Source organism: Pseudomonas sp. ICBG1301, from assembly GCF_016918385.1.
Lineage (GTDB): Bacteria > Pseudomonadota > Gammaproteobacteria > Pseudomonadales > Pseudomonadaceae > Aquipseudomonas > Aquipseudomonas palleroniana.
Map to the genome: position 1 here is coordinate 1 of NZ_JAEKGB010000012.1, position 21,513 is coordinate 21,513.

Genomic DNA, 21,513 nt, shown 5'->3' on the forward strand with positions numbered 1-21,513 from the left:
ACTCTTGGTTCCAGGGCATGATCAGTTACCTCCTGATCATGCGTATTAGCCTGTAAACCATGTCCCCGGTTAGAAATGTAAACGATGTCCCCGGTTTGTACCGGGGCAAGCCCGCTCACTACAAGGCCGGGTTGGGGCGGATATTCTTGACGGACGGGAATGAGACTACCCTCCCTCATTGGTTTTGAGCGCTGCGCCCGACGATATTTATCACGTTTTTTTGACGTTTTTTTCTCATTCCCGGCCCTACATTCGCCGCGCTTCAATATGCAAATGATTCCTATTGGTTTAATCTCGAACACCACTCGCGGATCTCCCGTGCAGCCATAAAAACCCGGAGCTTTCACCGCATGACCAGCCGCCTTCCCTCGTTCGTCAAAAAAGCCCTGCTCGCCACTGCCTTGGTCAGCGCCGGGCACGTGTACGCCGCCAGTGAACCGGTCGGCCTGGTGGTGTACAACGCCCAGCACGAAAGCCTCACCAAGGCCTGGGTCGAAGGCTTCACCCAGGAAACCGGGATTCCGGTGACGATCCGCAATGGCGATGACACGGAGATGGGCAACCAGATCGTGCAGGAAGGCGCCGCCTCCCCGGCGGATGTGTTCCTCACCGAAAACTCCCCGGCCATGGTCCTGGTGGACAACGCCGGCCTGTTCGCGCCGGTCGCACCCGCCACCCTGGAACAGGTTGATCCTGCCTACCGTCCGGCTCACGGCAAATGGCTGGGGATTGCTGCACGCTCCACGGTGTTTGTGTACAACCCGAGCAAACTGAAAGACGCCGATCTGCCCAAATCGCTGATGGACTTGGCCTCGCCAAGCTGGAAAGGCCGTTGGGCCGCCTCGCCGGCCGGTGCCGACTTCCAGGCCATCGTCGCCGCCGTGCTGGAACTCAAGGGCGAAGCCGCCACCCTCGACTGGCTCAAGGCAATGAAGGCCAACGCGAGCATCTACCGTGGCAACAGCGCCGTGCTCAAAGCCGTCAACGCAGGCCAGGTCGACAGCGGCGTGATCTATCACTATTACAGCTTCGTCGATCAGTCCAAGACCGGCGAAAACAGCAAGAACACCCAGCTGCACTACTTCAAGCATCAGGATCCGGGCGCGTTCGTGAGCATCTCCGGTGGCGGCGTATTGGCCTCCAGCAAACATAAAGAACAGGCCCAAGCCTTCCTGAAGTGGATCACCGGCAAAGACGGCCAGGCGATTCTCAAAGACGGCAACTCGTTCGAATACGCGGTGGGCCTGAACGCCCAGTCCAACCCCAAGCTGACCCCGCTGGCGCAATTGGATGCACCGAAGGTCGACGCGTCCAAGCTCAACAGCAAAAAAGCAGTCGAGCTGATGACCCAGGCCGGACTGCTCTGATTGTTGCCTGAACCTTCCCTGACCGGCATCGCCCACGCATCGCCGCGCAAACGCTTCCACGGCCTGTTCAAAAGCCGTGGCGGCACGTGGGTCACCAGTTTGTCGGTACTGGTTTCGCTGCTGGCCCTGCTGCCGATCGCGTTTGTGATCGGCGTGTCGTGGCAAATTGGCTGGGCGCAGATCGAAGCGCTGGTGTGGCGCCCGCGTGTGGGCGAACTGTTGCTCAACACCGTATTGCTGGTGCTGTTCACCTTGCCGTTGTGCATGGCGCTGGGCATTGCGCTGGCATGGCTGACCGAGCGCAGCAACCTGCCGGGGCGGCGCGCCTGGTCGTTGTTGGCCGTGGCGCCGCTGGCGGTGCCGGCGTTTGTGCACAGTTACGCCTGGGTCAGCCTGGTGCCGTCGATCCACGGCTTGCCGGCGGGCGTGCTGGTGTCGGTGATTGCCTACTTCCCGTTTTTGTACTTGCCGGTGGCGGCGACGTTGCGCCGGCTTGACCCGGCCATCGAAGACGTGGCCGAATCCATGGGTCTCAAGCCCTGGGCGGTGTTCTGGCGGGTGGTGCTGCCACAACTGCGCCTGGCGATCTGCGGCGGCGCGCTGCTGGTGGGCCTGCACTTGCTGGCCGAATATGGCCTGTACGCGATGATCCGCTTCGACACCTTCACCACGGCCATTTTCGATCAGTTCAAATCCACCTTTAACGGCCCGGCGGCGAACATGCTGGCTGCGGTGTTGGCGTTGTGCTGCCTGGCGATGCTGACCGTCGAATCCGCCGCACGCGGGCATGCGCGCTATGCGCGGGTCGGTTCCGGCAGCGCCCGTGAACAGCGCACTGTCACACTGGGCGCGACCACCACCCTGCTCGCCCTGGCCTTGCAAGTCGCCACCTGCGCACTGGCCCTGGGCGTTCCGCTGGTCACCCTGGGCAAATGGCTGATCGCCGGTGGCAGCGAGGTCTGGCAGCTCGGCGAACTGTTGCCGGCACTGGAACAGACCGTGCTGCTGGGGATTGCCGGGGCGCTGTTGACCACGTGCGCGGCGGTACCGATCGCGTGGCTGTCGATCCGTGCGCCGGGGCGCTTGCAGCGCATTCTGGAAGGCTGCAATTACATCACCAGCTCGCTGCCGGGTATCGTCGTCGCGCTGGCCCTGGTCACGGTGACCATCCACTTCGCCCGACCGATCTACCAGACCACGATCACCGTGCTGCTCGCCTATTTGCTGATGTTCCTGCCACGGGCGCTGGTGAGTCTGCGCGCCGGTATCGCCCAGGCGCCGGTAGAGCTGGAAAACATGGCACGCAGCCTCGGCCGTTCGCCGGGCCGCGCGTTGTGGCTGATCACCATGCGCCTGGCCGCCCCCGCCGCCGCGGCGGGGGCTGCGTTGGTGTTCCTGGCGATCACCAATGAACTGACCGCGACGCTGTTGTTGGCCCCCAACGGCACGCGCACCCTGGCCACCGGGTTCTGGGCAATGACCAGCGAAATCGATTACGCCGCCGCGGCGCCCTATGCGCTGATCATGATCCTGCTCTCACTGCCGTTGACCGGCCTTCTCTATCACCAATCCAAACGCACGGCAGGCCGATGAACGCCCTCGAACTCCACGCCCTCTGCAAGACCTTCGGCACCCAGCGCGCCCTGGCGGACGTCAGCCTGTCGGTGCCCACGGGCAGCCGCACAGTGATCGTCGGGCCGTCCGGCTCCGGCAAGACCACCTTGCTGCGCATGATCGCAGGCTTTGAATTCCCCGACACCGGCCGCCTGACCCTCAACGGCCAGACCCTGGTGGACGCCACCCACGCCGTACCGGCGCACCAGCGCCAGATCGGCTACGTGCCGCAAGACGGCGCGCTGTTCCCGCACATGACCGTGGCCGACAACATCGGCTTCGGCCTGGCGACCAAAGGTGAGGCCCGCGACACCCGCATCGCCGAGCTGATGGACAGCGTGGCCCTGGACGCCAACATGGCACGGCGCTGGCCCCACGAGTTGTCCGGCGGCCAGCAGCAGCGTGTCGCCCTGGCCCGTGCATTGGCGCAACAGCCACGGCTGATGCTGCTGGACGAGCCGTTTTCCGCACTGGACACCGGCTTGCGCTCGGCCATGCGCAAGATGGTTGCACGCCTTCTGAGCGACGCCGGCATCACCACCATTCTGGTGACCCACGACCAAAGTGAGGCGCTGTCGTTTGCCGACCAACTGGCGGTGATGCGCCAGGGCCGCCTGGTGCAATCGGGCCACCCGATGGACCTGTACCAATACCCGGTCGATGAGCAAACCGCGTTGTTCCTCGGTGAAGCGGTGGTGCTGCACGCCAGGGTAGAAGGCGGCTGGGCGCATTGCGGCCTGGGGCGCGTACCGGTCGACAACCCATCCCTGCACGACACCACACGGATCATGCTGCGCCCGGAGCAGCTGCAGTTGAGCACCAGCGGTGATGCCGGTTGCCGTGGCGTGGTGACCGAGCGCGAATTCGGCGGCAATACCTGCACCCTGACCGTGGTATTGCACCCCGATGAGGACGAACCGGGCCAGGCGATCCTGGTGCGCAGTTCGGGCTTGCAGGCGCCGCCGACCGGCACTGAGGTGCACCTCACCACGATCGGCATGGCACATATCCTGAAAAAAGACGCGGCGCTCAGTCTCAGCTAAGTTTCGGGGCTTACCTTCTCCCCTGCGCCAACCACAGCGCAGTCAAGGAGAACTAACCCATGAATGCCACAGCAGCCCGCTGGCTGAACAAAGTACCCGAGGTGACGCTGTCATTCTGGGTGATCAAGATCTTGTCCACCACCGTGGGCGAAACCGGCGCGGATTACCTCGCCGTCAATGCCGGTTTCGGCGCCGGCTGGACCAGCATCGGCATGGCCGCGCTGCTGGCGGTGGCGTTGTTCTGCCAGATGCGCACCAAAGCCTACACGCCTTGGATCTACTGGCTGACCGTGGTGCTGGTAAGCATCGTCGGCACACAGATCACCGATATCCTTACCGATAAGCTCGACGTGAGCCTGTACACCAGCACGGCGATTTTTTCGGTATTGCTCGCCCTCAACTTCATCGTCTGGTTCCGCACGGAACGCAGCCTGTCGATCCGCGATATCGTGACCCCACGGCGTGAGTGGTTCTATTGGACCACGGTGCTGTGCACCTTCGCCCTGGGCACCGCCGCCGGGGACCTCGCCACCGAAGCGCTGGGCCTGGGCTTCACCCTCGGTGCAGTGATCTTCGCCGGTCTGATCGCGATTGCCCTGGTGGCCTGGCGCCTGGGCGTCAACAGCGTGCTGACCTTCTGGGTCGCCTACATCCTCACTCGGCCGTTCGGCGCCTCCCTCGGCGACCTGCTCACCCAAGCCAAGACCTACGGCGGCCTGGGCATGGGCGCCAGTTGGACCAGCGCGCTGTTCCTCTGCGTCATCGTACTGCTGGTGGCGGTCGCGCAAATCAGCGTCGGCAACCGCAAAGTCATCACTCAATAATCTCTGCTATCAAGGAAATCCTCATGCGCATCGCTCAAAACCTGCTTCGCCGCGTCGCCATCGCCTCGGCCATCTTTATGCTGACCCTGGCCACGGGCTGCTCGAAACCAGCCGACAAGCCCAAGAACGCCGCCGACGCCAACCCGACCAGCAGCCAGGCCCACGCCTCGAAACTGGGTGACCTGTCCGAATTCCGCAGCATCGCGGCAGATGTGTCCGCACGGGTCGCCAAGCATGACCTGCCCGGCGCCAAGGCCCGTATCAAGGACCTGGAAACCAGTTGGGACGCCGCCGAAGCCGGCATCAAGCCACGGGCCGCGAACGACTGGCATGTGCTGGACAAAGCCATCGACCGTGCCCTTTCGGACTTGCGTGACGGCAACCCGAACCAGGCCACCTGCAAGGCCTCGATGGATGACCTGCTCAAGACCTTCGACTCGATGAAAGGCTGACGCGGTTCGGCACAGGTGCTTCAATACACACGCGGCGATCCTTTCGCCGCGTTTTTTTTGCGTGGAGAGAAACATGCGGATACTGCTGGTCGAGGACGACCCGATGATTGGCGATGCCATCCAGCGCGCGCTCAGCGATGCGAGCTATGCCGCCGACTGGGTCAACAATGGTGTCACGGCCCTGGCCGCCCTCGACACCCATCCCTACGACCTGGTGCTGTTGGACCTGGGCCTGCCCGGCAAGGATGGCTTGCAAGTGCTGGAGACCCTTCGCAGCCGCAACAACCCGGTGCCGCTGCTGATCATCACCGCCCGCGACAGCCTCGACGACCGCCTGCGGGGGCTCGACGGCGGTGCCGACGACTACTTGCTCAAGCCCTTCGACATGCCCGAACTGCTGGCCCGCATGCGCGCCGTGCTGCGCCGTAAAGGCGGCAGCGCGTCATCCTTGCTCAGCAACGGGGTGGTCTCGCTGGACCTGCTCTCCAAAGAAGCCAGCAGCGCGGAACAACCTGGCGTGGCACTCTCCAGCCGCGAGTTCGCGCTCTTGCAAGCCTTGTTGATCCGCCCGGGAGCGATCCTCTCGCGCAGTGAACTGGAAGATCGCTTGTATGGCTGGGGCAACGAGGTGGAAAGCAACGCCATCGAGTTCTTGATTCACGCCTTGCGGCGCAAGTTAGGCACTCACGTGATCAAGAACGTCAGGGGCATGGGATGGATGGTTTCAAAAAACGTTTGAGTGAGTCGGTTCAACTGCGGTTATCGGTGACCCTGTCCCTGGCGATTCTGTTGGTGGCGCTGGTGGCCAGTGTGTTTGCCTTCGTCTCCGCTTTTGAAGAAACCCACGAACAACAGGACGACACCCTGCGCCAGGTCGCCATGCTGTTCGACCGCCAGCAGATGAGCCTGAACTACCCGCAAGGCAAGGCCATCGAGGGGGATGACGAAGAGTCCCGGGTGATCATCCAGTACCTGGGTGACAGCCGGCACTCAACAGGCACCACCGATGAGGCGCTGCCCCTGCCCTTTCCCACCACGCTCACCGATGGCCTGTCCACGGTCGAGGTGGCCGGCGAAGCCTTCCGTGTGCTGGTGCGCACCACCTCCAAAGGCGAACGCATTGCCGTGGCCCAGGAGCAGGATGCCCGCGACAAGGATGCCCGCGAAAGCGCATGGCGCAGTCTGCTGCCGTTTCTGATTTTGTTTCCAGTGCTGTTGTTGGTAGTCGGCGACCTGGTGCGCAAGCTGTTCCGCCCGATCGGGGTACTGGCAGCGGAGATCGACCAGCGTGCCGAGCAGGCATTGCACCCTATTGATGAGCAGCATCTACCGACCGAAGTGCGCCCGTTCGTGGTGGCGATCAACCGTCTGCTGGGCCGTGTCGCACAGTCCATGGACAGCCAGCGCCGCTTTGTCGCCGATGCCGCCCATGAACTGCGCTCACCCATGACCGCCCTGTCGCTGCAGGCCGACCGACTGGCCGCCACCGACATGTCGCCGATCACCCGCGAACGGTTCTTGCCGTTGTCCCGGGGCATCGAGCGTGGCCGCAAACTGATCGACCAACTGCTGAGCCTGGCAGCGGCGCAATCGGCGGCGGATCGGGCGCCCACCCAACTGTCCGTGCATGACGTGTATCGGCAGGTGCTGGAGGATCTCCTGCCATTGGCCGAGGCCAAGCAGATCGATATCGGTGTCGACAGCGCCGTGGACGTGCAGGTGATGTTCAACCCGATGGATCTGTTCACCCTGGTGAAAAACCTGGTCGATAACGCCATCCGCTATACCCCCTCGGGCGGACGGATCGACCTGTCGGTGGTGGCGATGCCTGGCGCGGTCCAGTTGCAAATCAAGGATTCGGGGCCCGGTATCACCGTGGAAGAACAAGCGCGGGTGTTCGACCCGTTCTATCGCAGCCTGGGCACTGAGGAGGCCGGCTCCGGGTTGGGCCTGTCGATCGTCAAGGCGATTGCCGAGCGCACCGGGGCGCGGGTGCAACTGGGGTTTACCGATGAGGCGCAGCAGCGGGGGTTGTGTGTCACGGTGTGGCTGGCGACGTAACGTTCGCAACGCTTTTTTCGTGCGGATATTGCCAGGCATAACTAAAAGTCCATAATGGACAAAATAGTTTATGCGGAGATATCCATGTCCAGCACGCCTCTCGTGATCAACCAGGGCCAGGCTCGTGAACTGCTCGCACAAGTCGATGTGCCGCACATCCTGCACCAGCTGTTTCGCGAGCTGGCCGCCGGGCAAGCGGTGCAGCCCGCGCAACAGTGGGTAGAGTTCCCGCACGGCGCGGGTGACTTCATCAATTACCTGGGCGTGCTGGCCGCCGAAGAGGTGTACGGCGTCAAGACTTCGCCGTATATCGTGCGCGAGCAAGGGCCATTGGTGACGGCTTGGACATTGCTGATGTCGATGCACACCGGGCAGCCGCTGCTGCTGTGCGACGCGGCAGAACTGACCACCGCCCGCACCGCCGCCACGACAGCACTGGCCGTGGATGCCCTGGCGCCCGTGGCAGCCCGACGCCTGGCGATTATCGGCAGCGGCAAGGTCGCCCAGGCGCACCTGCACTACGTGCAGCACCTGCGCGGCTGGCAAAGCATCCGCATGTATTCGCCAAGCCTTGGCAGTGCCGGCGTTGAAACCCTCGCGCAGCTCAAGGCGCTGGACCCGCGCCTGAGTCTGGCCCGATCCTGCGACGAGGCCCTGCAAGACGCCGACGTTATCCTGCTGTGCACCTCGTCGGCCGGTCCGGTGATCGATCCCTCGCACCTGAGTAAACCGGCGCTGATCACCTCCATCAGCACCAACGCCCCCCGTGCCCATGAAGTACCGCCCCAGTGCCTGAACGCCATGCACGTATTCTGCGACTATCGCCAGACCACGCCGGACGCGGCCGGCGAAATGCTGATTGCCGCCGAGCGGCACGGCTGGGATAAACGCGCCGTGGTCGGCGACCTGCCCGAGTTGCTCAGCGACAGGGCACAGCGTCCGGACTACGATCGCCACGTTTTTTTCCGCTCCATCGGGCTGGGCCTGGAAGACGTGGCACTGGCCAATGCCCTCTACCAGATCCAGCGCTGAATCCCATTCAAGGAGATGTTCATGAGCCATGCAGACTTCATCATCATCGGCGGCGGCATTGCGGGTGCGTCCACGGGTTTCTGGCTGTCGCCGCACGGTAAGGTGTTGGTGCTGGAGCGTGAAAACCACCCGGCCTATCACTCCACCGGGCGCTCGGCGGCGCTCTACACCGCCGCTTATGGTACGTCGCAAGTGCGTGCCCTGACCCTGGCCAGCCGGGCGTTTTTCGATAACCCGCCCGCAGGTTTCTGTGAGCACCCGTTGCTCACGCCACGGGGTGAGTTGACCGTCGACTTCAACAATGACCCCGCCGAATTGAACGCCCAATACCTGAGCGCCAAGGCCACGGTGCCGCAGGTCGAACAGTTGAGTGCCGACGAGGCTTGCGCACGCTTGCCGATCCTGCGCCGCGAAAAAGTCCATGGTGCGATCTATGATCCGACGGCCAGCGACATCGACACCGACGCCCTGCACCAAGGCTATTTGCGCGGCATCCGCCGCAATCAGGGCGAAGTGCACACCGACAGCCACGTGCTGGGCCTGAGCCGCGATGCCGACGGCCTGTGGCAGGTGCGTACCCAGCACTCGACCTTCACCGCCCCGGTTATCATCAATGCCGCCGGGGCCTGGGCCGATCACATCGGCGCGCTGGCGGGCGCCGCGTCCATCGGCCTGCAACCCAAGCGCCGCTCGGCGTTTATCTTCGCCGGGCCTGAGGGCGTCGACAGCCATGCCTGGCCGATGCTGGTGGCCCTCGACGAAGCTTTCTACATCAAGCCCGATGCCGGCATGTTCCTCGGTTCACCGGCCAATGCCGACCCGGTGGAACCCCAGGATGTGCAGCCCGAAGAGCTGGACATCGCCATGGGCATCTACCAGATCGAAGAAGCCACCACCCTGACCATCCGCCGCCCCACCCGCACCTGGGCCGGCCTGCGCAGCTTTGTGCCGGATGGTGATTTGCTGTCGGGCTTCGATACCCGCGTGCCTGGGCTGTTCTGGGTTGCGGCGCAAGGCGGCTATGGTATCCAGACCTCGCCCGCCATGGGCCAGGCCAGCGCCGCCCTGGCACGCGGCGCCCCATTGCCCGAGCACCTGACGCGGTTCGGCCTGGACGCTGGTATGCTCTCCCCCGTCCGCCTGGAGCCCCATTGATGAACACCGCTGAACACGACAAGGTCATGCAGAACTTCCGTGCGATCGCCGATGCGATCGCCACGTTGTTCTTTCCCCATGCGGAAGTGGTGCTGCATGACTTGCGCACGCAAACCGTCGACTACATCGCCAATAACCTGTCGAAACGGGCCATTGGCGATGACTCCTCGCTGGAGGACATGCTCAGCGATGACGTCAGCGAAGTGAATATCGGCCCTTACGAAAAGCTCAATTGGGACGGCCAGAAAATTCGTAGCCTGAGTACCGTGTTGCACGACCACCAGGGCCATCGCCTCGCGGTACTGTGCATCAACCTGAATATTTCACTGTTCGAAAACGCCAAGGCGGCGCTGGACCTGTTCCTGTCGCCCAGTAAGCTGATCCCCCAGCCGGACTCGCTGTTTCGCGATGACTGGCAGGAACGCATCAACACGTTCCTGCACGCCTGGATGCGTGAACGCCAACTGAGCCTGAACCTGCTGACCCGTGACCACAAACGCGAACTGGTACTGGCGCTGCATGCCGAGGGCGCATTCAAGGGCAAGAGTGCCTCCAACTATGTGGCCAATGTGCTGGGCATGGGCCGGGCGACCGTCTACAAACACCTGAAAGAACTGAAGTTGTAGTGAGCGGGCTTGGCCTGATGCCAGTCAGTTAAGGCTTAACGCTGTCACGGTGGGAGGGGGCTTGCTCCCGATAGCGGTGTGTCAGTCACGGTTTCTGAACCTGACACACCGCTATCGGGAGCAAGCCCCCTCCCACAGGTTATCCATCGTCTGCTCTATCGCTTAACTGACAGACATTAGGACAAGCCCGCAGTTGGGACTAGGGTTATCAATCGCCGTAGATGTCGGACTTGAAGTACTGCTGGGAAATCTTCTGGTACTCGCCGTTCGCGCGGATGCCATCAATCGCGGCGTTCAGCTCACTGACCAACGCCGTGTTGCCCTTGCGCACCGCAATACCGGCGCCCTCGCCCACGTACTTGGGGTCCTTGAGCTCCGGGCCGACAAAGGCATAGCCCTTGCCACGCGGCATCGACAGGAAGTCGCTGAGGGGGATGGTGTCGGCGAAAATCGCATCCAGGCGGCCTGCGGCCAGGTCCATGTAGATCTCTTCATTGTTGCTGTAGCGCTTGACGTTGATCCCTTGGGGTTCGAACACCTCGGTGGCATAGCGGTCGGTGGTCGTGGCGCGTTGCACGCCGACGGTCTTGCCCTTGAGGCTGGCGTACTGATCGTCCACCACCGCCCCCTCCTTCATCACCAGCCGCGAGCCGGTGAAGTAATACTTGTGGGTGAAATCCACCGACTTCCTGCGGTCTTCGTTGATGGTCATGGACGACAAGGCCATGTCGATTTTCTTCACCTTGAGGGAAGGAATCAGCCCGTCGAACTCACCCTCTACCCACACGCACTTGGCTTGCATCTGCGCGCATAACGCGTTGCCGATGTCGTAGTCGAACCCGACGATCTTGCCTTCCTGGGTCTTGGAAGCGAACGGTGGATAGGCCGCTTCAATGCCGATGCGCAGGGTTTTCTCGGCGGCCAGCAGATGGCTGGAAGCGATCAAACCCAAGGTCAAGGCTGTGACGAGCGCGCGTTTCTTCATGGTCGTGTTCTCGCAAGTTGTTGTTGGTTTGGCAAGCGTGAAGAACGAGGTGACGCTAATTTTTGTACTTATAATTCCATACTGGACTTTTATGTATTAACCGTCAATCACACCTCGATGTTGCCGCCCCCATGACTTTTTTGCACAACGCAGTGGTGTTTTTGAGCGTTCTGCTCTGATTTATGCGTGCCTATACTCGGCTCAGCCACCCGGTCGCGCCGGGGGTCAGTCCCCACAACAATAATTAAGGACAGCCACCATGACCCAGCCCTTCCTGGCCGCTCGGGATTTTCTCCTCGCTCACCGCACTGACTACGCCACCGCCGTCCGCGATTTCCGCTGGCCGCAGCTGGACGCATTCAACTGGGCCTTGGATTACTTCGATGCCATGGCTGAGGGCAATTCGGCCGATGCACTGTGGATCGTCGAAGAAGACGGCAGTGAGCAGCGCTACAGCTTCCAGCAACTGTCGGTACGCTCCAACCAGGTCGCCAACCACCTGCGTGCCCTCGGGGTGCGGCGTGGTGAGCGCATCCTGTTGATGCTCGGCAATGATGTGGCGCTGTGGGAAACCATGCTCGCCGCCTTCAAGCTCGGCGCCGTGGTCATCCCCGCCACGGCGCTGTTGAACCCCGATGACCTGCGCGACCGCATCGAGCGCGGGCAAGTACGCCATCTGGTGGTCGGCCAGGCACATATCAGCAAGTTCACCGGCCTGGCTGACGGCTGTAATCGTATCTGTGTCGGCTCGCCACCCTCCGGTTGGGTCGCCCACAGTGCCGCCTTCGAATATCCCGAGGCGTTCCAAGCCGACGGCAGCACCCAGGCCATCGACCCGATGCTGCTGTACTTCACCTCCGGCACCACCTCGAAACCCAAAATGGTGTTGCACAGTCACCAGAGCTATCCGGTGGGCCACCTGTCGACTATGTACTGGATCGGCCTACAGCCGGGCGACCTGCACCTGAATATTTCCTCGCCGGGCTGGGCCAAGCATGCCTGGAGCTGCCTCTTCGCCCCCTGGAATGCCGGTGCCTGCATCTTTATTCATAACGTGACGCGGTTCAGCGCACCGGCCCTGCTCGGCGCACTGGAACGCTACGGCGTGACCAGCCTGTGCGCACCGCCCACGGTGTGGCGCATGCTGATCCAGGAAGACCTGGCCGCCTACAAGCCACGCTTGAACCTGCGTGAACTGGTGGGCGCCGGTGAGCCGCTGAACCCGGAAATCATCGAGCAGATCCAGCTGGCCTGGGGGCTGCCGCTGCGCGACGGTTTCGGCCAATCGGAAACCACCGCCCTGGTGGGCAACACACCCGGCCAGGTGCTCAAGCCAGGCTCCATGGGCCGCCCATTACCGGGTTACCAAGTGGCGCTGCTCGATCCCGACGGCCGGCCCGGCACCGAGGGAGAAGTCGCCTTGCCCCTGGCGGTACGCCCGCTCGGCTTGATGCTCGGCTACGAAGACAGCCCGGAAAAAACCGCAGAAGTGATGCGCGACGGCTACTACCGCACCGGCGACACCGCACAGATCGACGGCGACGGTTACATCACGTTCGTGGGGCGCGCCGACGATGTGTTCAAAGCCTCCGACTATCGCATCAGCCCTTTCGAACTGGAAAGCGCACTGATCGAACACCCGGCCGTGATGGAAGTGGCCGTGGTACCGAGCCCCGACCCGTTGCGCCTGGCCGTGCCAAAGGCGTTCCTGATCCTGGCCCATGACAGCGTCGGCGACGCCGAGTTGGCCCGCCACATCCTGGCTTTCGCCCGTGAACAATTGGCACCCTACAAGCGCGTGCGGCGTATCGAGTTCGTCAGCGAGCTGCCCAAGACCATTTCCGGCAAGATCCGCCGCGTGGAACTGCGCCAGATGGAAGTGCTGCGTCGCCAGGGTGATACACGAGGTGAACACGAGCACTTCGAGGAAGACTTTGTGCAGCCACAGGGCTGAAAAAAGCCACAGGGGCGACGCTACGGCATTGGCCGCGATTGCATTGGGTGCCCCTCTAGGCCCAGCTAATCGCGACCCCAGCCAGGTAGAGGCCCACGCCGAACACGGCATGGCTGATCAAACTGCGCAAGCGGTTCCTACCCGGCGTCGGCGTCCTGGAGGATGCGAATCCCGCCCCCATGGCGGGCTGTATCACACACAGTGGTACAGCCACTGTGACCACGCCCCACGCGAGTGCCGGCAGGAAGGTGGGTTGCTGCAGCCAGTCAACACCTAGAATCCACACCAGCAATACGGCAAACACAACGCCTGTGACGTAGTGCGCAATCCAGCCCAGAGCGACTTCACCTCGCACGGGCATCGCTTGCCCAATGCTGCGATGAGCGAACTGCCCTCGGCAGGCATGCCCGACCCAGCGTCCAACCAGCGCGAAATTCAGCGTTGGAACGCCAAGGGCTTTCAGGATCAACATCCACACATCCATCACCACCGTAGCCCCGGTGCCCAACCAAACAACCTGTGCAGCCATCTCCAGCGATGCCATATCCACCTCTTGTCCATGGACCGATTAAACATGCGCAGGCATCATAGAAGTTGAAGTCAACTTCAAGTCAATGGTCTATCAATGGATATCACTGAGGTCGTCAAGCGCACGGGTATTCCTGCCCACACCTTGCGTTTCTATGAGAAGAAAGGCTTGATCACGGCAATCAGCCCACCCGGCGCTCGCCGCCAGTTTGCCGCAGCAGTGGTCGAGCAATTGGCGGTGATTGCACTCGGGCAAGCGGGAGGCCTCTCACTGGACGAGATACAGGCCATGCTGCCCGCCAGTGGTCAGGTGACTGTGGACAGAGCGGTGCTGTTGGCCAAGGCCGATGAGCTTGATGCGACGGTCAAGCAACTGCAGGCCATGAGCAAGGGCTTGCGGCATGCCGCCACATGCCCTGCCCCCAACCACGCGCAATGCCCGAACTTTCGCCGGTTACTCAACATTGCCGCAGCGGGAGCCTTCAAGCGCTCCAGGCACAAGGCCGGCCCTGCGGGTAGCCTCATGCACCGCTGACGGCATGCCTTACCAAAACCAATAAGGCAGGAATTTGGGAGTCGGCTCATTGGCCAACTCCAAATGGTAAGTAATGGAATTAAAGAAAAACAAATCCAGCAGGAGGAAGGCGGCGGCACCAAAGCAGAAAACCACGAACTCGCGATGTGCAGAGGCGCGCAGGCGTGACTCCATCCAGGGCCGAAGTGCAGCGAGAGCAATCAAGCCAACGGACGCACCGAGGTAATTGGGATGAAGGGGCGTCTGGGCATACAAACCATGAACCCAGGCCAGCAACAGCATGCCCAGCCCGATCACCGGCAAGTTCAAGCAAAACTTCAGTAACTTTTGCCGCGTCCTTGCAAATAGCTGGCTACGTTCTACAAAAATATAAGCGGCCAACAATGAAATAGCGGGCGTAATTGAAAGTATATAACGCGCCTTCTTCGAACTCGGGATCGTGAACAGCACGAGCACCACCAGGAACCAGCCGGTGAGATACAGCAGCATGTCTGTCGACGGGTGAGGTGTATCGGCAAAAAACTGCTTGCCCTTCTTGATAATGACGCCCACAGCAATTAAAGCGGTGACGCCGTAGGTCAACAGGCCCGCCGAAAAATAGAAGTAATAACGGGGAGCGTGATCACTGCCAAAGCGTCCCAGCCCCTGCATGACCAGCACCTCATGCAGGAAAGCCTCGCCGCCTTGTAAATAGGCCGCCCACGCGAGTATGGCAACTCCCAAGGCCAGCACCACGCCAGCCAGCAAGGAAAACACCACCAGCATGCGCCACTGCCGGCTCAGCAGATAGTAAGAGGCGACCACACTGGCCGGACCAATCAGGCCAATCGGGCCACGAAATGCAAAGCCCAGCGCAAGAACCGCGAGAACCAGCAGCAAGCGCAAACGTTGCTTGTACATCTCTCCCGTATAAGCCAGGTAAAAACACATCACCGTAAACAGTGCCGGGTAGACATCCAGCGCCAAGGAATTCACCCCGTCCAGGAAAGACCAGGTGAACAGCGCAAACACGACACCATATGCCCCCCATTTCTTTTCATGCAGTGCTCCCAACTTGTATATGAACACCAGCATCAAGGCGGCGGCTATACAAAAGGGAACGCCCATCGAAAGAATCGAGATGCGCCCAAATGGCAGGGAGACTAGATAGACAAGTAATGTATTGAAGACCGTATAGTCAGGATAGGGCTGCAGATCATCCGCAATGGGAAACAGGGTGACGCCGTACTGCAGCATATATTCGGCAAAATCGACAAAGCGCGTGGTGTAGTTGAGTACCGCAGGCTTGTACTGCAATACCGCCAAGACCACAAAAGCCATGATGAAGATAAATGAGCACGGCTTTTTTAAGGCCACTTCCCTTAGTTTGTCCACACCGTTCCATCGCCCCCAGAAAACGCGCAAATTAGCACTTTGTTTTTTGGGTAATCCAGACGCTAAAAGTAAAGAGTTGTTAAAAACCGTACCTCGTCTCGAGAGCATTGGCCAGCCGGGCTAGGGCTGGCCAAATCACACCTAAACCCAGCCGCCATCCACGATAAAGTTCTGCGCGGAGCACATCGCGGACACATCAGACGCCAGAAACAGCGCCATATCGGCAATATGCTGAGGCTCGACAGACCCCGGCAAGCACTGGCTGCGGCTGATCAACTCGCGGGCCGCCTCATCGACCCACATCGCCAGCTGTTTTTCGGTCATCACCCAGCCGGGCACCAGTGTATTGACGCGGATACGGCTCGGCCCCAGCTCCCGCGCCAATGCGCGGGTCATGCCATGGGCGGCGGCCTTGCTGGCGGCGTATACGGGGTAGCCGGCGGACGCCATCATCCAACCGACCGAGCCCAGGTTGATGATCGAGCCGCCGCCGGCGCTTTTCATCATCGGCACCACGGCCTTGGCGGCAAAAAAGGCATGCTTGAGGTTGACCGAGATCAGCTTGTCGAAGGTTTGCGAATCCACCTCGTCCAACGTGTGGCGCACGTCATTGGCTGCATTGTTGATCAGTACGCTGATCGGCCCCAGGGAATGCTCGAAACGCTCGATGGCTGCCTTATAGGCGATTTCATCGGTGATGTCGCAGCACACGAACTCTACCCTGTGCCCGTTTGAGTTCAGCAGTGCAGCCAGGCGCTCGCCCTGGCTTTGCGCGCGGTCCACAAAGGCCACCTTGGCGCCTTGGGCGGCGAAGGCACGCACCATGAATTCGCCGATGCCTGACGCGCCTCCGGAGATCAGTACGGTCTTGCCTTCAAGGTCGGGATAAACAGCCTGTGCAGTACTCATATAACGGTTGCCTCGATCAATTAGTCTTATTTTATTTTACGAAACCGGCTTTAAAGGCTATAAATTCGCTGTCACAGCGACAAATATCGCACATTAGTAGAACTATTCCACTCAAAACAACAAAAGGAAGTTCGATCATGAAGCACCCTCGATACCTGCTTTCGGGCCTCGCCATGTCCCTGCTGATTGCCAGCGGCGGCGCCCAGGCGGCAGGGCTCAGCAGCGAGCACAAACCGTTCGGTAAAACCAACGACGGTACGCCCGTCGAACAGTACATCCTGCGCAACAGCCATGGCATGCAAGCCACGGTGATTACCTACGGCGGCGTGTTGCAGTCGCTGAAGGTGCCGGACAAACACGGCAAGGTCGACGACGTGGTGCTCGGCTTCGATGATGTGCAGGGTTACCAGGCCGGCACGGCGTTTTTCGGCGCGACCATCGGACGCTTCGGCAATCGGCTCGCCGGCGGTGCCTTTGAACTCGATGGCAAACGCTACCAGGTGCCGCTCAACGACGGTCCCAATTCGCTGCACGGCGGCGCCCAGGGTTTCGACAAGCAGGTGTGGCAAGCCAAGCCGGTCAACGGCAAGGATTCGGTCGGCGTCACCCTCACCTACTTGTCCAAGGACGGCGAGATGGGCTTCCCGGGCAACCTGAAAACCGAGGTCACCTACAGCCTCAACGATAACAACGAACTGCACATCGACTACAAGGCCAGCACCGACAAACCCACCGTGCTCAACCTGACCAACCACAGTTACTTCAACCTCGCCGGCGCAGGTAACGGCGACATCCTCAAGCAAGTCGCGACCTTGCATGCCAGCCACTACACCCCGGTGAATGCCACATTGATTCCTACCGGCGAACTTGCGCCCGTTCAGGGCACGCCGATGGACTTCCTCAAACCCACCGCCATCGGCCAACACATCAAGGATGATCACCCGCAACTGAAATTCGCCGAGCCGAAACAAGGCGGGTTCGACTTCAACTGGGCACTGGATAGCAAAGGTGATGTGAAGCAACTGGCGGCCGAGGTGCATGACCCTGAGTCCGGGCGGCGGTTGCAGCTCTACACCACGGAGCCTGGAGTGCAGTTCTATACCAGCAACTTCCTCGACGGCACAGTGAAGGGTAAAGGCGGCAAGCCGTACCTGCACTGGGGCGGGTTCACCCTGGAAACCCAACACTTCCCGGACGCGCCCAATCAACCGAAGTTTGCCTCGACCCGCCTGAACCCTGGGCAGACCTACACCCAGAACACCGTCTTCAAATTCACCACTGATTAAAACTGTGGGAGAGGGCTTGCCCCAATGCCTGTCAGTTAAACAGTGTGGTGTAGAACAAATCATCTGTAGTGAGCGGGCTTGTCCCGCGCTGGGTGGCGAAGCCGCCCTGAAACCAGGCACCTCGGTCCTTCTGAAATACCGCGGCGTCTTTGTTGGGGCGGCTTTGCCACCCAGCGCGGGGCAAGCCCGCTCACTACAAAGTTTGGTCGCGGCAGATTTCTTAACTGACTGGCATTGGGGCTTGCCCCCTCCCACATTTGCTTCTCACAGGGCTTGGATCAGCGTTGTTTCATGCGGTCGATGACCACGGCCAGCAGCAGGATGGACCCTCGGATCACGTATTGATAAAACGTGTCGATGTTCTTCAGGTTCATCGCATTCTCGATAATCGCCAGGATCAGCACCCCGGCAATCACATGCCGGATCATGCCGATACCACCACTCAACGACACCCCGCCCAGCACACACGCCGAGATCACCGTCAGTTCGAACCCCTGGCCGATCATCGGTTGGCCGGAGGTCATGCGCGAGGCCAGGATCACCCCGGCCAGGGCGCCAATCACGCCGTGTACGGCGAAGATCAAGATCTTGGTGCGATCAACGTTCACCCCCGCCAGCAACGCCGCTTCCGGATTGCCGCCGATGGCCATGGTGTTGCGCCCATAGGTGGTGTAGTTGAGCAGCCAGCCGAAGAACAGGAAGCACAGGATGGTGATCAGGATCGGCACCGGCACGCCGAACAACTGGCCGTTACCGAACACAAAGAATTGATCCTGGGATACGCCCACCGCCTTGCCATCGGCAAAGATATAAGCCAGGCCCCGCACGATCTGCATGGTCGCCAACGTGGTGATCAACGCGTTGACCCGCAGCTTGGCGATCACGATCCCGTTGATCAGCCCGACGACCAGGCCCATCACCAGCGCCGCCCCGATGCCCAGCATCACGCTGTCGGTATCGCGCATGACGATGGCCGCCACCACCCCGGCGCAGGCGATCACCGAGCCCACCGACAAGTCGAAGTGCCCCGACGCCAGGCAGAACAGCATGGTGCACGCCGCAATTCCCACGGTGGAGATCGCCAAGCCAAGCCCGCGCATGTTCAGCGGCGAGAGGAAGTTATCGACCAGCAAGGCGCACAGCACAAAGATGCCCACCGCCGCCAGCAGCATCGCCCAGTTGTCGAGCAGTGCACGTATATCCAAGGGTTTGCGTGCCGTTGGCAACGCGTTGTTTTGAGTGGTCATGGTGTTCTCTCAGTTCGCCAGGCCGCGCGGCAGGGCCAGCTGCAGCAGGTTGGATTCAGTCGCGTGTTCGCGGATTTGTTCGCCGCGCATGGCGCCTTCGCACAGCACCAGGATGCGATCGGAGATGCCCATGACTTCCATCAAGTCGCTGGACACCACAATCACCGCGATGCCCTGGGCCGCAAGGTTATGGATGATCTGGTAAATCTCGGCCTTGGCCCCGATATCGATGCCTCGGGTCGGCTCATCCAGCAGCAGCACTTTCATCGGCATCGACAGCCAGCGGCCGAGAATGGCCTTCTGCTGGTTGCCGCCGGAGAGGTAGAGGATCTTCTGCGCCGCATTCGGCGTCTTGACCTTCATCGCCTTGATCTGTTGGTCGGCGTTGGCTTTTTCCCAACCCTCGCGCAACAACCAGCCAAACCTCGAATGCGCACCCCGGGCACTGATGTTGATGTTCTCGGCCACGCTGGACAGCGGGATGATGCCTTCCTTCTTGCGATCCTCCGGGCACAGCAACACCCCGGCGGCAATCGCGTCGCGAGGCGAGCGCAGCGGCAATGGCTCACCACAGAGTTCCAGCGTGCCGGCGCTGGCACGTTCCAGGCCGCTGAGCAGGCGCAACAGCTCGGTGCGCCCGGCCCCGACCAGCCCGAACAACCCAAGAATCTCGCCTTTGCGCACCTCAAAACTGATCGGCTCGCGCAAGCCCGGGCCAAGCAGGCCGTCGACCTTGAGCGCCACCGCGCCCTGTTCGCGCGCACGGTAGTCGTAGATATCCTGGATATCGCGCCCGACCATGCAGGTCACCAACTGGTCGTGGGTCAGCGCACGCATGTCGTCGAAGGTGCGCACGAAGCGGCCGTCCTTGAACACGGTCACCGCATCGCAAATACGGAACACCTCTTCCATGCGATGGGACACGTACAGCACCACTTTGCCCTCATCGCGCAAGCGCGCAATGATCGCCATCAAGCGGTCGATCTCCCGCGCCGACAGGCTGCTGGTCGGCTCGTCAAAGGCAATCACATGGGCGCCACGGGACAGTGCCTTGGCGATTTCCACCAGTTGGCGCTGGCCGAGCGACAGACGTCCCAGCTTTTCGTCCGGGTCGATCTCATCGGCCAGGCCCTTGAGGCACGCCAGCGCCTGCTTGCGCAGTTGGCCTCGATTGACCACGCCAAAGCGCGTCGGCAAATGCCCCAGGAACAGGTTCTCGGCCACGCTCATTTCCGGCACCAGGTGCAACTCCTGGTGGATCACCGCGACACCGCTGGCAATGCTGTCGGCGGCGCATTTGAAGGCCATGGTCTGCTCGCCGATCTGCACCGTGCCGCTGCTCGGAATATAGGCGCCGCCCAGGATCTTCAACAGCGTCGACTTGCCCGCGCCATTCTCGCCCATCAAGGCGTGCACCTGCCCCGGGCGGGCGGTGAAGCAGATGCCGTCCAGCGCCTTGACCCCGGGAAAGGTCTTGCCGATACCGTCAAACCGCAGGGCCGCAGCCATCATTTCCACAGCCCGATCTTGGTCAGTTCTTCCTTGAAGTTCGCACGGGTGATCAGCGTCACTTCGTCCATGGCGGTGTACTTAGGCGGCTCGGTACCTTTGGTGACCCACTCGTACATCATCAGCGCGGTGTTGTAGCCCTCGATATGCGGGCTGGGCAGCATGGAACCGAAGAAGCCGCTGTTGGCCTTCTTCAATTCGCCGATGGCGTCGGTGCCGTTGATGCCGATACCGATCACGTTGGCGGCGGCAAACCCTGCGCTTTCGGTGGCGCGCACGCCGCCGAGCACGGTGTTGTCGTTCATGCCCCCGATGATCAGGTTCTTCGCGCCGCTGGGCAACTTGACCAGGGCCGAGTTGGTGGCGTCCATGCTGCCGGGAACGTCGAGCGTCTTGAGCGCGGCAGTGAGGATGTGGTCCTTGGGAATGCCGGCTTCTTCCAGGGATTTGATCGAACCATCGGTACGTTTTTTACCGGTGTCGAGCTCGTTGAAGGTATTGATCACCGCATAGGTATCCTTCCAGTCCCAGCCACGTTTTTTCGCTTCGGCAGCCATCGCGGCGCCCTGCTTCTGGCCCACTTCGAAGGCCGCCATGCCCAGGTACGGCACGTCTTCCATGAAGTTGCCCTTGGCATCGACAAAGCGATCATCCACCGCAATCACTTTCAAGCCGTTGGCCTTGGCCTTGGCGACAATCGCCGGGCCGAGGGAGACATCCGGCGGGCAGATCACAAAGCCCTTGGCGCCGTTGGCGGCCAGGCTGTCGATGGCCGAGAGGGTTTTCTCGCCGTCCGGCACGGCGATCTTGATCACGGTAAAACCGTGCTCCTTGCCGGCTTTTTCGGCAAATGCCCATTCGGTCTGGAACCACGGTTCTTCGGCCTGCTTGACCAGAAAACCAATCTTCACTTCTTCAGCGGCCAGCAGCAGGCCACTCAGGCTCAGGGCCGAGACCGCCACCGCGGTGCAGCACAGGGAACGGATACCACGACGAAGATTCATACGGGTGA

21 protein-coding genes are annotated in these 21,513 nt (G+C 61.4%); 13 read left to right on the forward strand and 8 right to left on the reverse strand.

Features of this window, described 5'->3' with window-relative positions; all coding sequences use genetic code 11:
* The coding region (locus JBE38_RS23650; protein ID WP_205345250.1) for a hypothetical protein at nucleotides 1–302 on the reverse strand (302 nt) is incomplete at its 3' end.
* A 48-nt stretch (nucleotides 303–350) separates the two neighbouring features.
* Here JBE38_RS23650 and JBE38_RS23655 point away from each other — a divergent pair.
* The 10 genes from JBE38_RS23655 (at nucleotide 351) to JBE38_RS23700 (ending at nucleotide 10,174) form a co-directional block, all read left to right on the forward strand.
* Nucleotides 351–1,367, forward strand: coding sequence for an iron ABC transporter substrate-binding protein (locus JBE38_RS23655; RefSeq protein WP_060755450.1), 1,017 nt, complete (start codon nucleotides 351–353; stop codon nucleotides 1,365–1,367).
* The gene (locus tag JBE38_RS23660; protein ID WP_425226322.1) at nucleotides 1,368–2,960 is read left to right on the forward strand and encodes an ABC transporter permease; all 1,593 of its coding nucleotides are present in this window, start codon (nucleotides 1,368–1,370) and stop codon (nucleotides 2,958–2,960) included.
* On the forward strand, nucleotides 2,957–4,024 hold the full coding sequence (locus JBE38_RS23665; protein WP_205345251.1) for an ABC transporter ATP-binding protein: 1,068 nt from the start codon (nucleotides 2,957–2,959) through the stop codon (nucleotides 4,022–4,024). The genes JBE38_RS23660 and JBE38_RS23665 overlap by 4 nt, the downstream gene beginning before the upstream one ends.
* A gap of 59 nt (nucleotides 4,025–4,083) precedes the next feature.
* A complete protein-coding gene (locus tag JBE38_RS23670; protein WP_205345252.1) occupies nucleotides 4,084–4,848 on the forward strand; it encodes a COG4705 family protein in 765 nt (254 codons plus the stop codon).
* A gap of 23 nt (nucleotides 4,849–4,871) precedes the next feature.
* A complete protein-coding gene (locus tag JBE38_RS23675; protein ID WP_205345253.1) occupies nucleotides 4,872–5,300 on the forward strand; it encodes a hypothetical protein in 429 nt (142 codons plus the stop codon).
* 73 nt (nucleotides 5,301–5,373) lie between these two features.
* Complete coding sequence (locus JBE38_RS23680; RefSeq protein ID WP_060755454.1) at nucleotides 5,374–6,039, forward strand: response regulator transcription factor; 666 nt, start codon at nucleotides 5,374–5,376, stop codon at nucleotides 6,037–6,039.
* A complete protein-coding gene (locus JBE38_RS23685) occupies nucleotides 6,015–7,361 on the forward strand; it encodes an ATP-binding protein (protein ID WP_205345254.1) in 1,347 nt (448 codons plus the stop codon). The genes JBE38_RS23680 and JBE38_RS23685 overlap by 25 nt, the downstream gene beginning before the upstream one ends.
* Before the next feature lie 84 nt (nucleotides 7,362–7,445).
* Entirely contained in the window at nucleotides 7,446–8,393 is a 948-nt protein-coding gene (locus JBE38_RS23690; protein ID WP_205345255.1) for an ornithine cyclodeaminase family protein, read from the forward strand.
* 21 nt (nucleotides 8,394–8,414) lie between these two features.
* A complete protein-coding gene (locus JBE38_RS23695) occupies nucleotides 8,415–9,548 on the forward strand; it encodes an NAD(P)/FAD-dependent oxidoreductase (RefSeq protein ID WP_205345256.1) in 1,134 nt (377 codons plus the stop codon).
* On the forward strand, nucleotides 9,548–10,174 hold the full coding sequence (locus JBE38_RS23700) for a helix-turn-helix transcriptional regulator (protein ID WP_060755458.1): 627 nt from the start codon (nucleotides 9,548–9,550) through the stop codon (nucleotides 10,172–10,174). Before JBE38_RS23695 ends, JBE38_RS23700 begins: the two co-directional genes overlap by 1 nt.
* A 208-nt stretch (nucleotides 10,175–10,382) precedes the next feature.
* Here the strand turns inward: JBE38_RS23700 and JBE38_RS23705 are convergent, their stop codons facing one another.
* Entirely contained in the window at nucleotides 10,383–11,159 is a 777-nt protein-coding gene (locus tag JBE38_RS23705; RefSeq protein WP_205345257.1) for an ABC transporter substrate-binding protein, read from the reverse strand.
* Nucleotides 11,160–11,418: 259 nt separating this feature from the next.
* Between JBE38_RS23705 and JBE38_RS23710 the strand changes: the two genes are divergently transcribed.
* Nucleotides 11,419–13,113 carry an AMP-binding protein gene (locus JBE38_RS23710; protein WP_205345258.1) on the forward strand — a complete coding sequence of 565 codons (1,695 nt, stop codon included), beginning with the start codon at nucleotides 11,419–11,421 and terminating at the stop codon, nucleotides 13,111–13,113.
* A gap of 55 nt (nucleotides 13,114–13,168) precedes the next feature.
* Here JBE38_RS23710 and JBE38_RS23715 read toward each other — a convergent pair whose 3' ends face one another.
* Nucleotides 13,169–13,657: a DUF2938 domain-containing protein gene (locus JBE38_RS23715; RefSeq protein ID WP_205345259.1), complete on the reverse strand. Its 489-nt coding sequence runs from the start codon at nucleotides 13,655–13,657 to the stop codon at nucleotides 13,169–13,171.
* 81 nt (nucleotides 13,658–13,738) lie between these two features.
* Between JBE38_RS23715 and JBE38_RS23720 the strand changes: the two genes are divergently transcribed.
* On the forward strand, nucleotides 13,739–14,176 hold the full coding sequence (locus JBE38_RS23720; RefSeq protein ID WP_205345260.1) for a helix-turn-helix domain-containing protein: 438 nt from the start codon (nucleotides 13,739–13,741) through the stop codon (nucleotides 14,174–14,176).
* A 9-nt stretch (nucleotides 14,177–14,185) separates the two neighbouring features.
* Here JBE38_RS23720 and JBE38_RS23725 read toward each other — a convergent pair whose 3' ends face one another.
* Both JBE38_RS23725 and JBE38_RS23730 read right to left on the reverse strand, forming a co-directional pair.
* The gene (locus tag JBE38_RS23725) at nucleotides 14,186–15,496 is read right to left on the reverse strand and encodes an ArnT family glycosyltransferase (protein ID WP_240202595.1); all 1,311 of its coding nucleotides are present in this window, start codon (nucleotides 15,494–15,496) and stop codon (nucleotides 14,186–14,188) included.
* Nucleotides 15,497–15,691: 195 nt separating this feature from the next.
* Nucleotides 15,692–16,459, reverse strand: a complete 768-nt coding sequence (locus JBE38_RS23730) for an SDR family NAD(P)-dependent oxidoreductase (protein WP_205345262.1) — start codon at nucleotides 16,457–16,459, stop codon at nucleotides 15,692–15,694.
* A 137-nt stretch (nucleotides 16,460–16,596) separates the two neighbouring features.
* On the opposite strand from JBE38_RS23730, the gene JBE38_RS23735 reads away from it, so the two are divergent.
* The gene (locus JBE38_RS23735; RefSeq protein WP_060756378.1) at nucleotides 16,597–17,745 is read left to right on the forward strand and encodes an aldose epimerase family protein; all 1,149 of its coding nucleotides are present in this window, start codon (nucleotides 16,597–16,599) and stop codon (nucleotides 17,743–17,745) included.
* Nucleotides 17,746–18,023: 278 nt separating this feature from the next.
* On the opposite strand, the gene araH is transcribed toward JBE38_RS23735, so the two are convergent.
* The 3 genes from araH to JBE38_RS23750 are packed head-to-tail and all read right to left on the reverse strand — an operon-like array spanning nucleotide 18,024 to nucleotide 21,505.
* Complete coding sequence (gene araH, locus JBE38_RS23740; RefSeq protein WP_060756379.1) at nucleotides 18,024–18,992, reverse strand: L-arabinose ABC transporter permease AraH; 969 nt, start codon at nucleotides 18,990–18,992, stop codon at nucleotides 18,024–18,026.
* Nucleotides 18,993–19,001: 9 nt separating this feature from the next.
* On the reverse strand, nucleotides 19,002–20,504 hold the full coding sequence (gene araG / locus JBE38_RS23745; protein WP_205345301.1) for an L-arabinose ABC transporter ATP-binding protein AraG: 1,503 nt from the start codon (nucleotides 20,502–20,504) through the stop codon (nucleotides 19,002–19,004).
* The gene (locus JBE38_RS23750) at nucleotides 20,501–21,505 is read right to left on the reverse strand and encodes a substrate-binding domain-containing protein (RefSeq protein WP_090371954.1); all 1,005 of its coding nucleotides are present in this window, start codon (nucleotides 21,503–21,505) and stop codon (nucleotides 20,501–20,503) included. The genes araG and JBE38_RS23750 overlap by 4 nt, the downstream gene beginning before the upstream one ends.
* Between the last annotated feature and the right edge of the window lie 8 nt (nucleotides 21,506–21,513).

Bases quoted from the DNA above. Each gene is read 5' to 3' on its own strand.
- JBE38_RS23695 (WP_205345256.1), top strand. From the start codon at position 8,415: ATGAGCCATGCAGACTTCATCATCATCGGCGGCGGCATTGCGGGTGCG.
- JBE38_RS23655 (WP_060755450.1), top strand. From the start codon at position 351: ATGACCAGCCGCCTTCCCTCGTTCGTCAAAAAAGCCCTGCTCGCCACT.
- JBE38_RS23700 (WP_060755458.1), top strand. From the start codon at position 9,548: ATGAACACCGCTGAACACGACAAGGTCATGCAGAACTTCCGTGCGATC.
- JBE38_RS23735 (WP_060756378.1), top strand. From the start codon at position 16,597: ATGAAGCACCCTCGATACCTGCTTTCGGGCCTCGCCATGTCCCTGCTG.
- JBE38_RS23675 (WP_205345253.1), top strand. From the start codon at position 4,872: ATGCGCATCGCTCAAAACCTGCTTCGCCGCGTCGCCATCGCCTCGGCC.
- JBE38_RS23665 (WP_205345251.1), top strand. From the start codon at position 2,957: ATGAACGCCCTCGAACTCCACGCCCTCTGCAAGACCTTCGGCACCCAG.
- JBE38_RS23680 (WP_060755454.1), top strand. From the start codon at position 5,374: ATGCGGATACTGCTGGTCGAGGACGACCCGATGATTGGCGATGCCATC.
- JBE38_RS23670 (WP_205345252.1), top strand. From the start codon at position 4,084: ATGAATGCCACAGCAGCCCGCTGGCTGAACAAAGTACCCGAGGTGACG.
- JBE38_RS23725 (WP_240202595.1), bottom strand. From the start codon at position 15,496: ATGGCTTTTGTGGTCTTGGCGGTATTGCAGTACAAGCCTGCGGTACTC.
- JBE38_RS23710 (WP_205345258.1), top strand. From the start codon at position 11,419: ATGACCCAGCCCTTCCTGGCCGCTCGGGATTTTCTCCTCGCTCACCGC.
- araH (WP_060756379.1), bottom strand. From the start codon at position 18,992: ATGACCACTCAAAACAACGCGTTGCCAACGGCACGCAAACCCTTGGAT.
- JBE38_RS23730 (WP_205345262.1), bottom strand. From the start codon at position 16,459: ATGAGTACTGCACAGGCTGTTTATCCCGACCTTGAAGGCAAGACCGTA.
- JBE38_RS23720 (WP_205345260.1), top strand. From the start codon at position 13,739: ATGGATATCACTGAGGTCGTCAAGCGCACGGGTATTCCTGCCCACACC.
- JBE38_RS23715 (WP_205345259.1), bottom strand. From the start codon at position 13,657: ATGGCATCGCTGGAGATGGCTGCACAGGTTGTTTGGTTGGGCACCGGG.
- JBE38_RS23685 (WP_205345254.1), top strand. From the start codon at position 6,015: ATGGATGGTTTCAAAAAACGTTTGAGTGAGTCGGTTCAACTGCGGTTA.
- JBE38_RS23690 (WP_205345255.1), top strand. From the start codon at position 7,446: ATGTCCAGCACGCCTCTCGTGATCAACCAGGGCCAGGCTCGTGAACTG.
- araG (WP_205345301.1), bottom strand. From the start codon at position 20,504: ATGATGGCTGCGGCCCTGCGGTTTGACGGTATCGGCAAGACCTTTCCC.
- JBE38_RS23705 (WP_205345257.1), bottom strand. From the start codon at position 11,159: ATGAAGAAACGCGCGCTCGTCACAGCCTTGACCTTGGGTTTGATCGCT.
- JBE38_RS23750 (WP_090371954.1), bottom strand. From the start codon at position 21,505: ATGAATCTTCGTCGTGGTATCCGTTCCCTGTGCTGCACCGCGGTGGCG.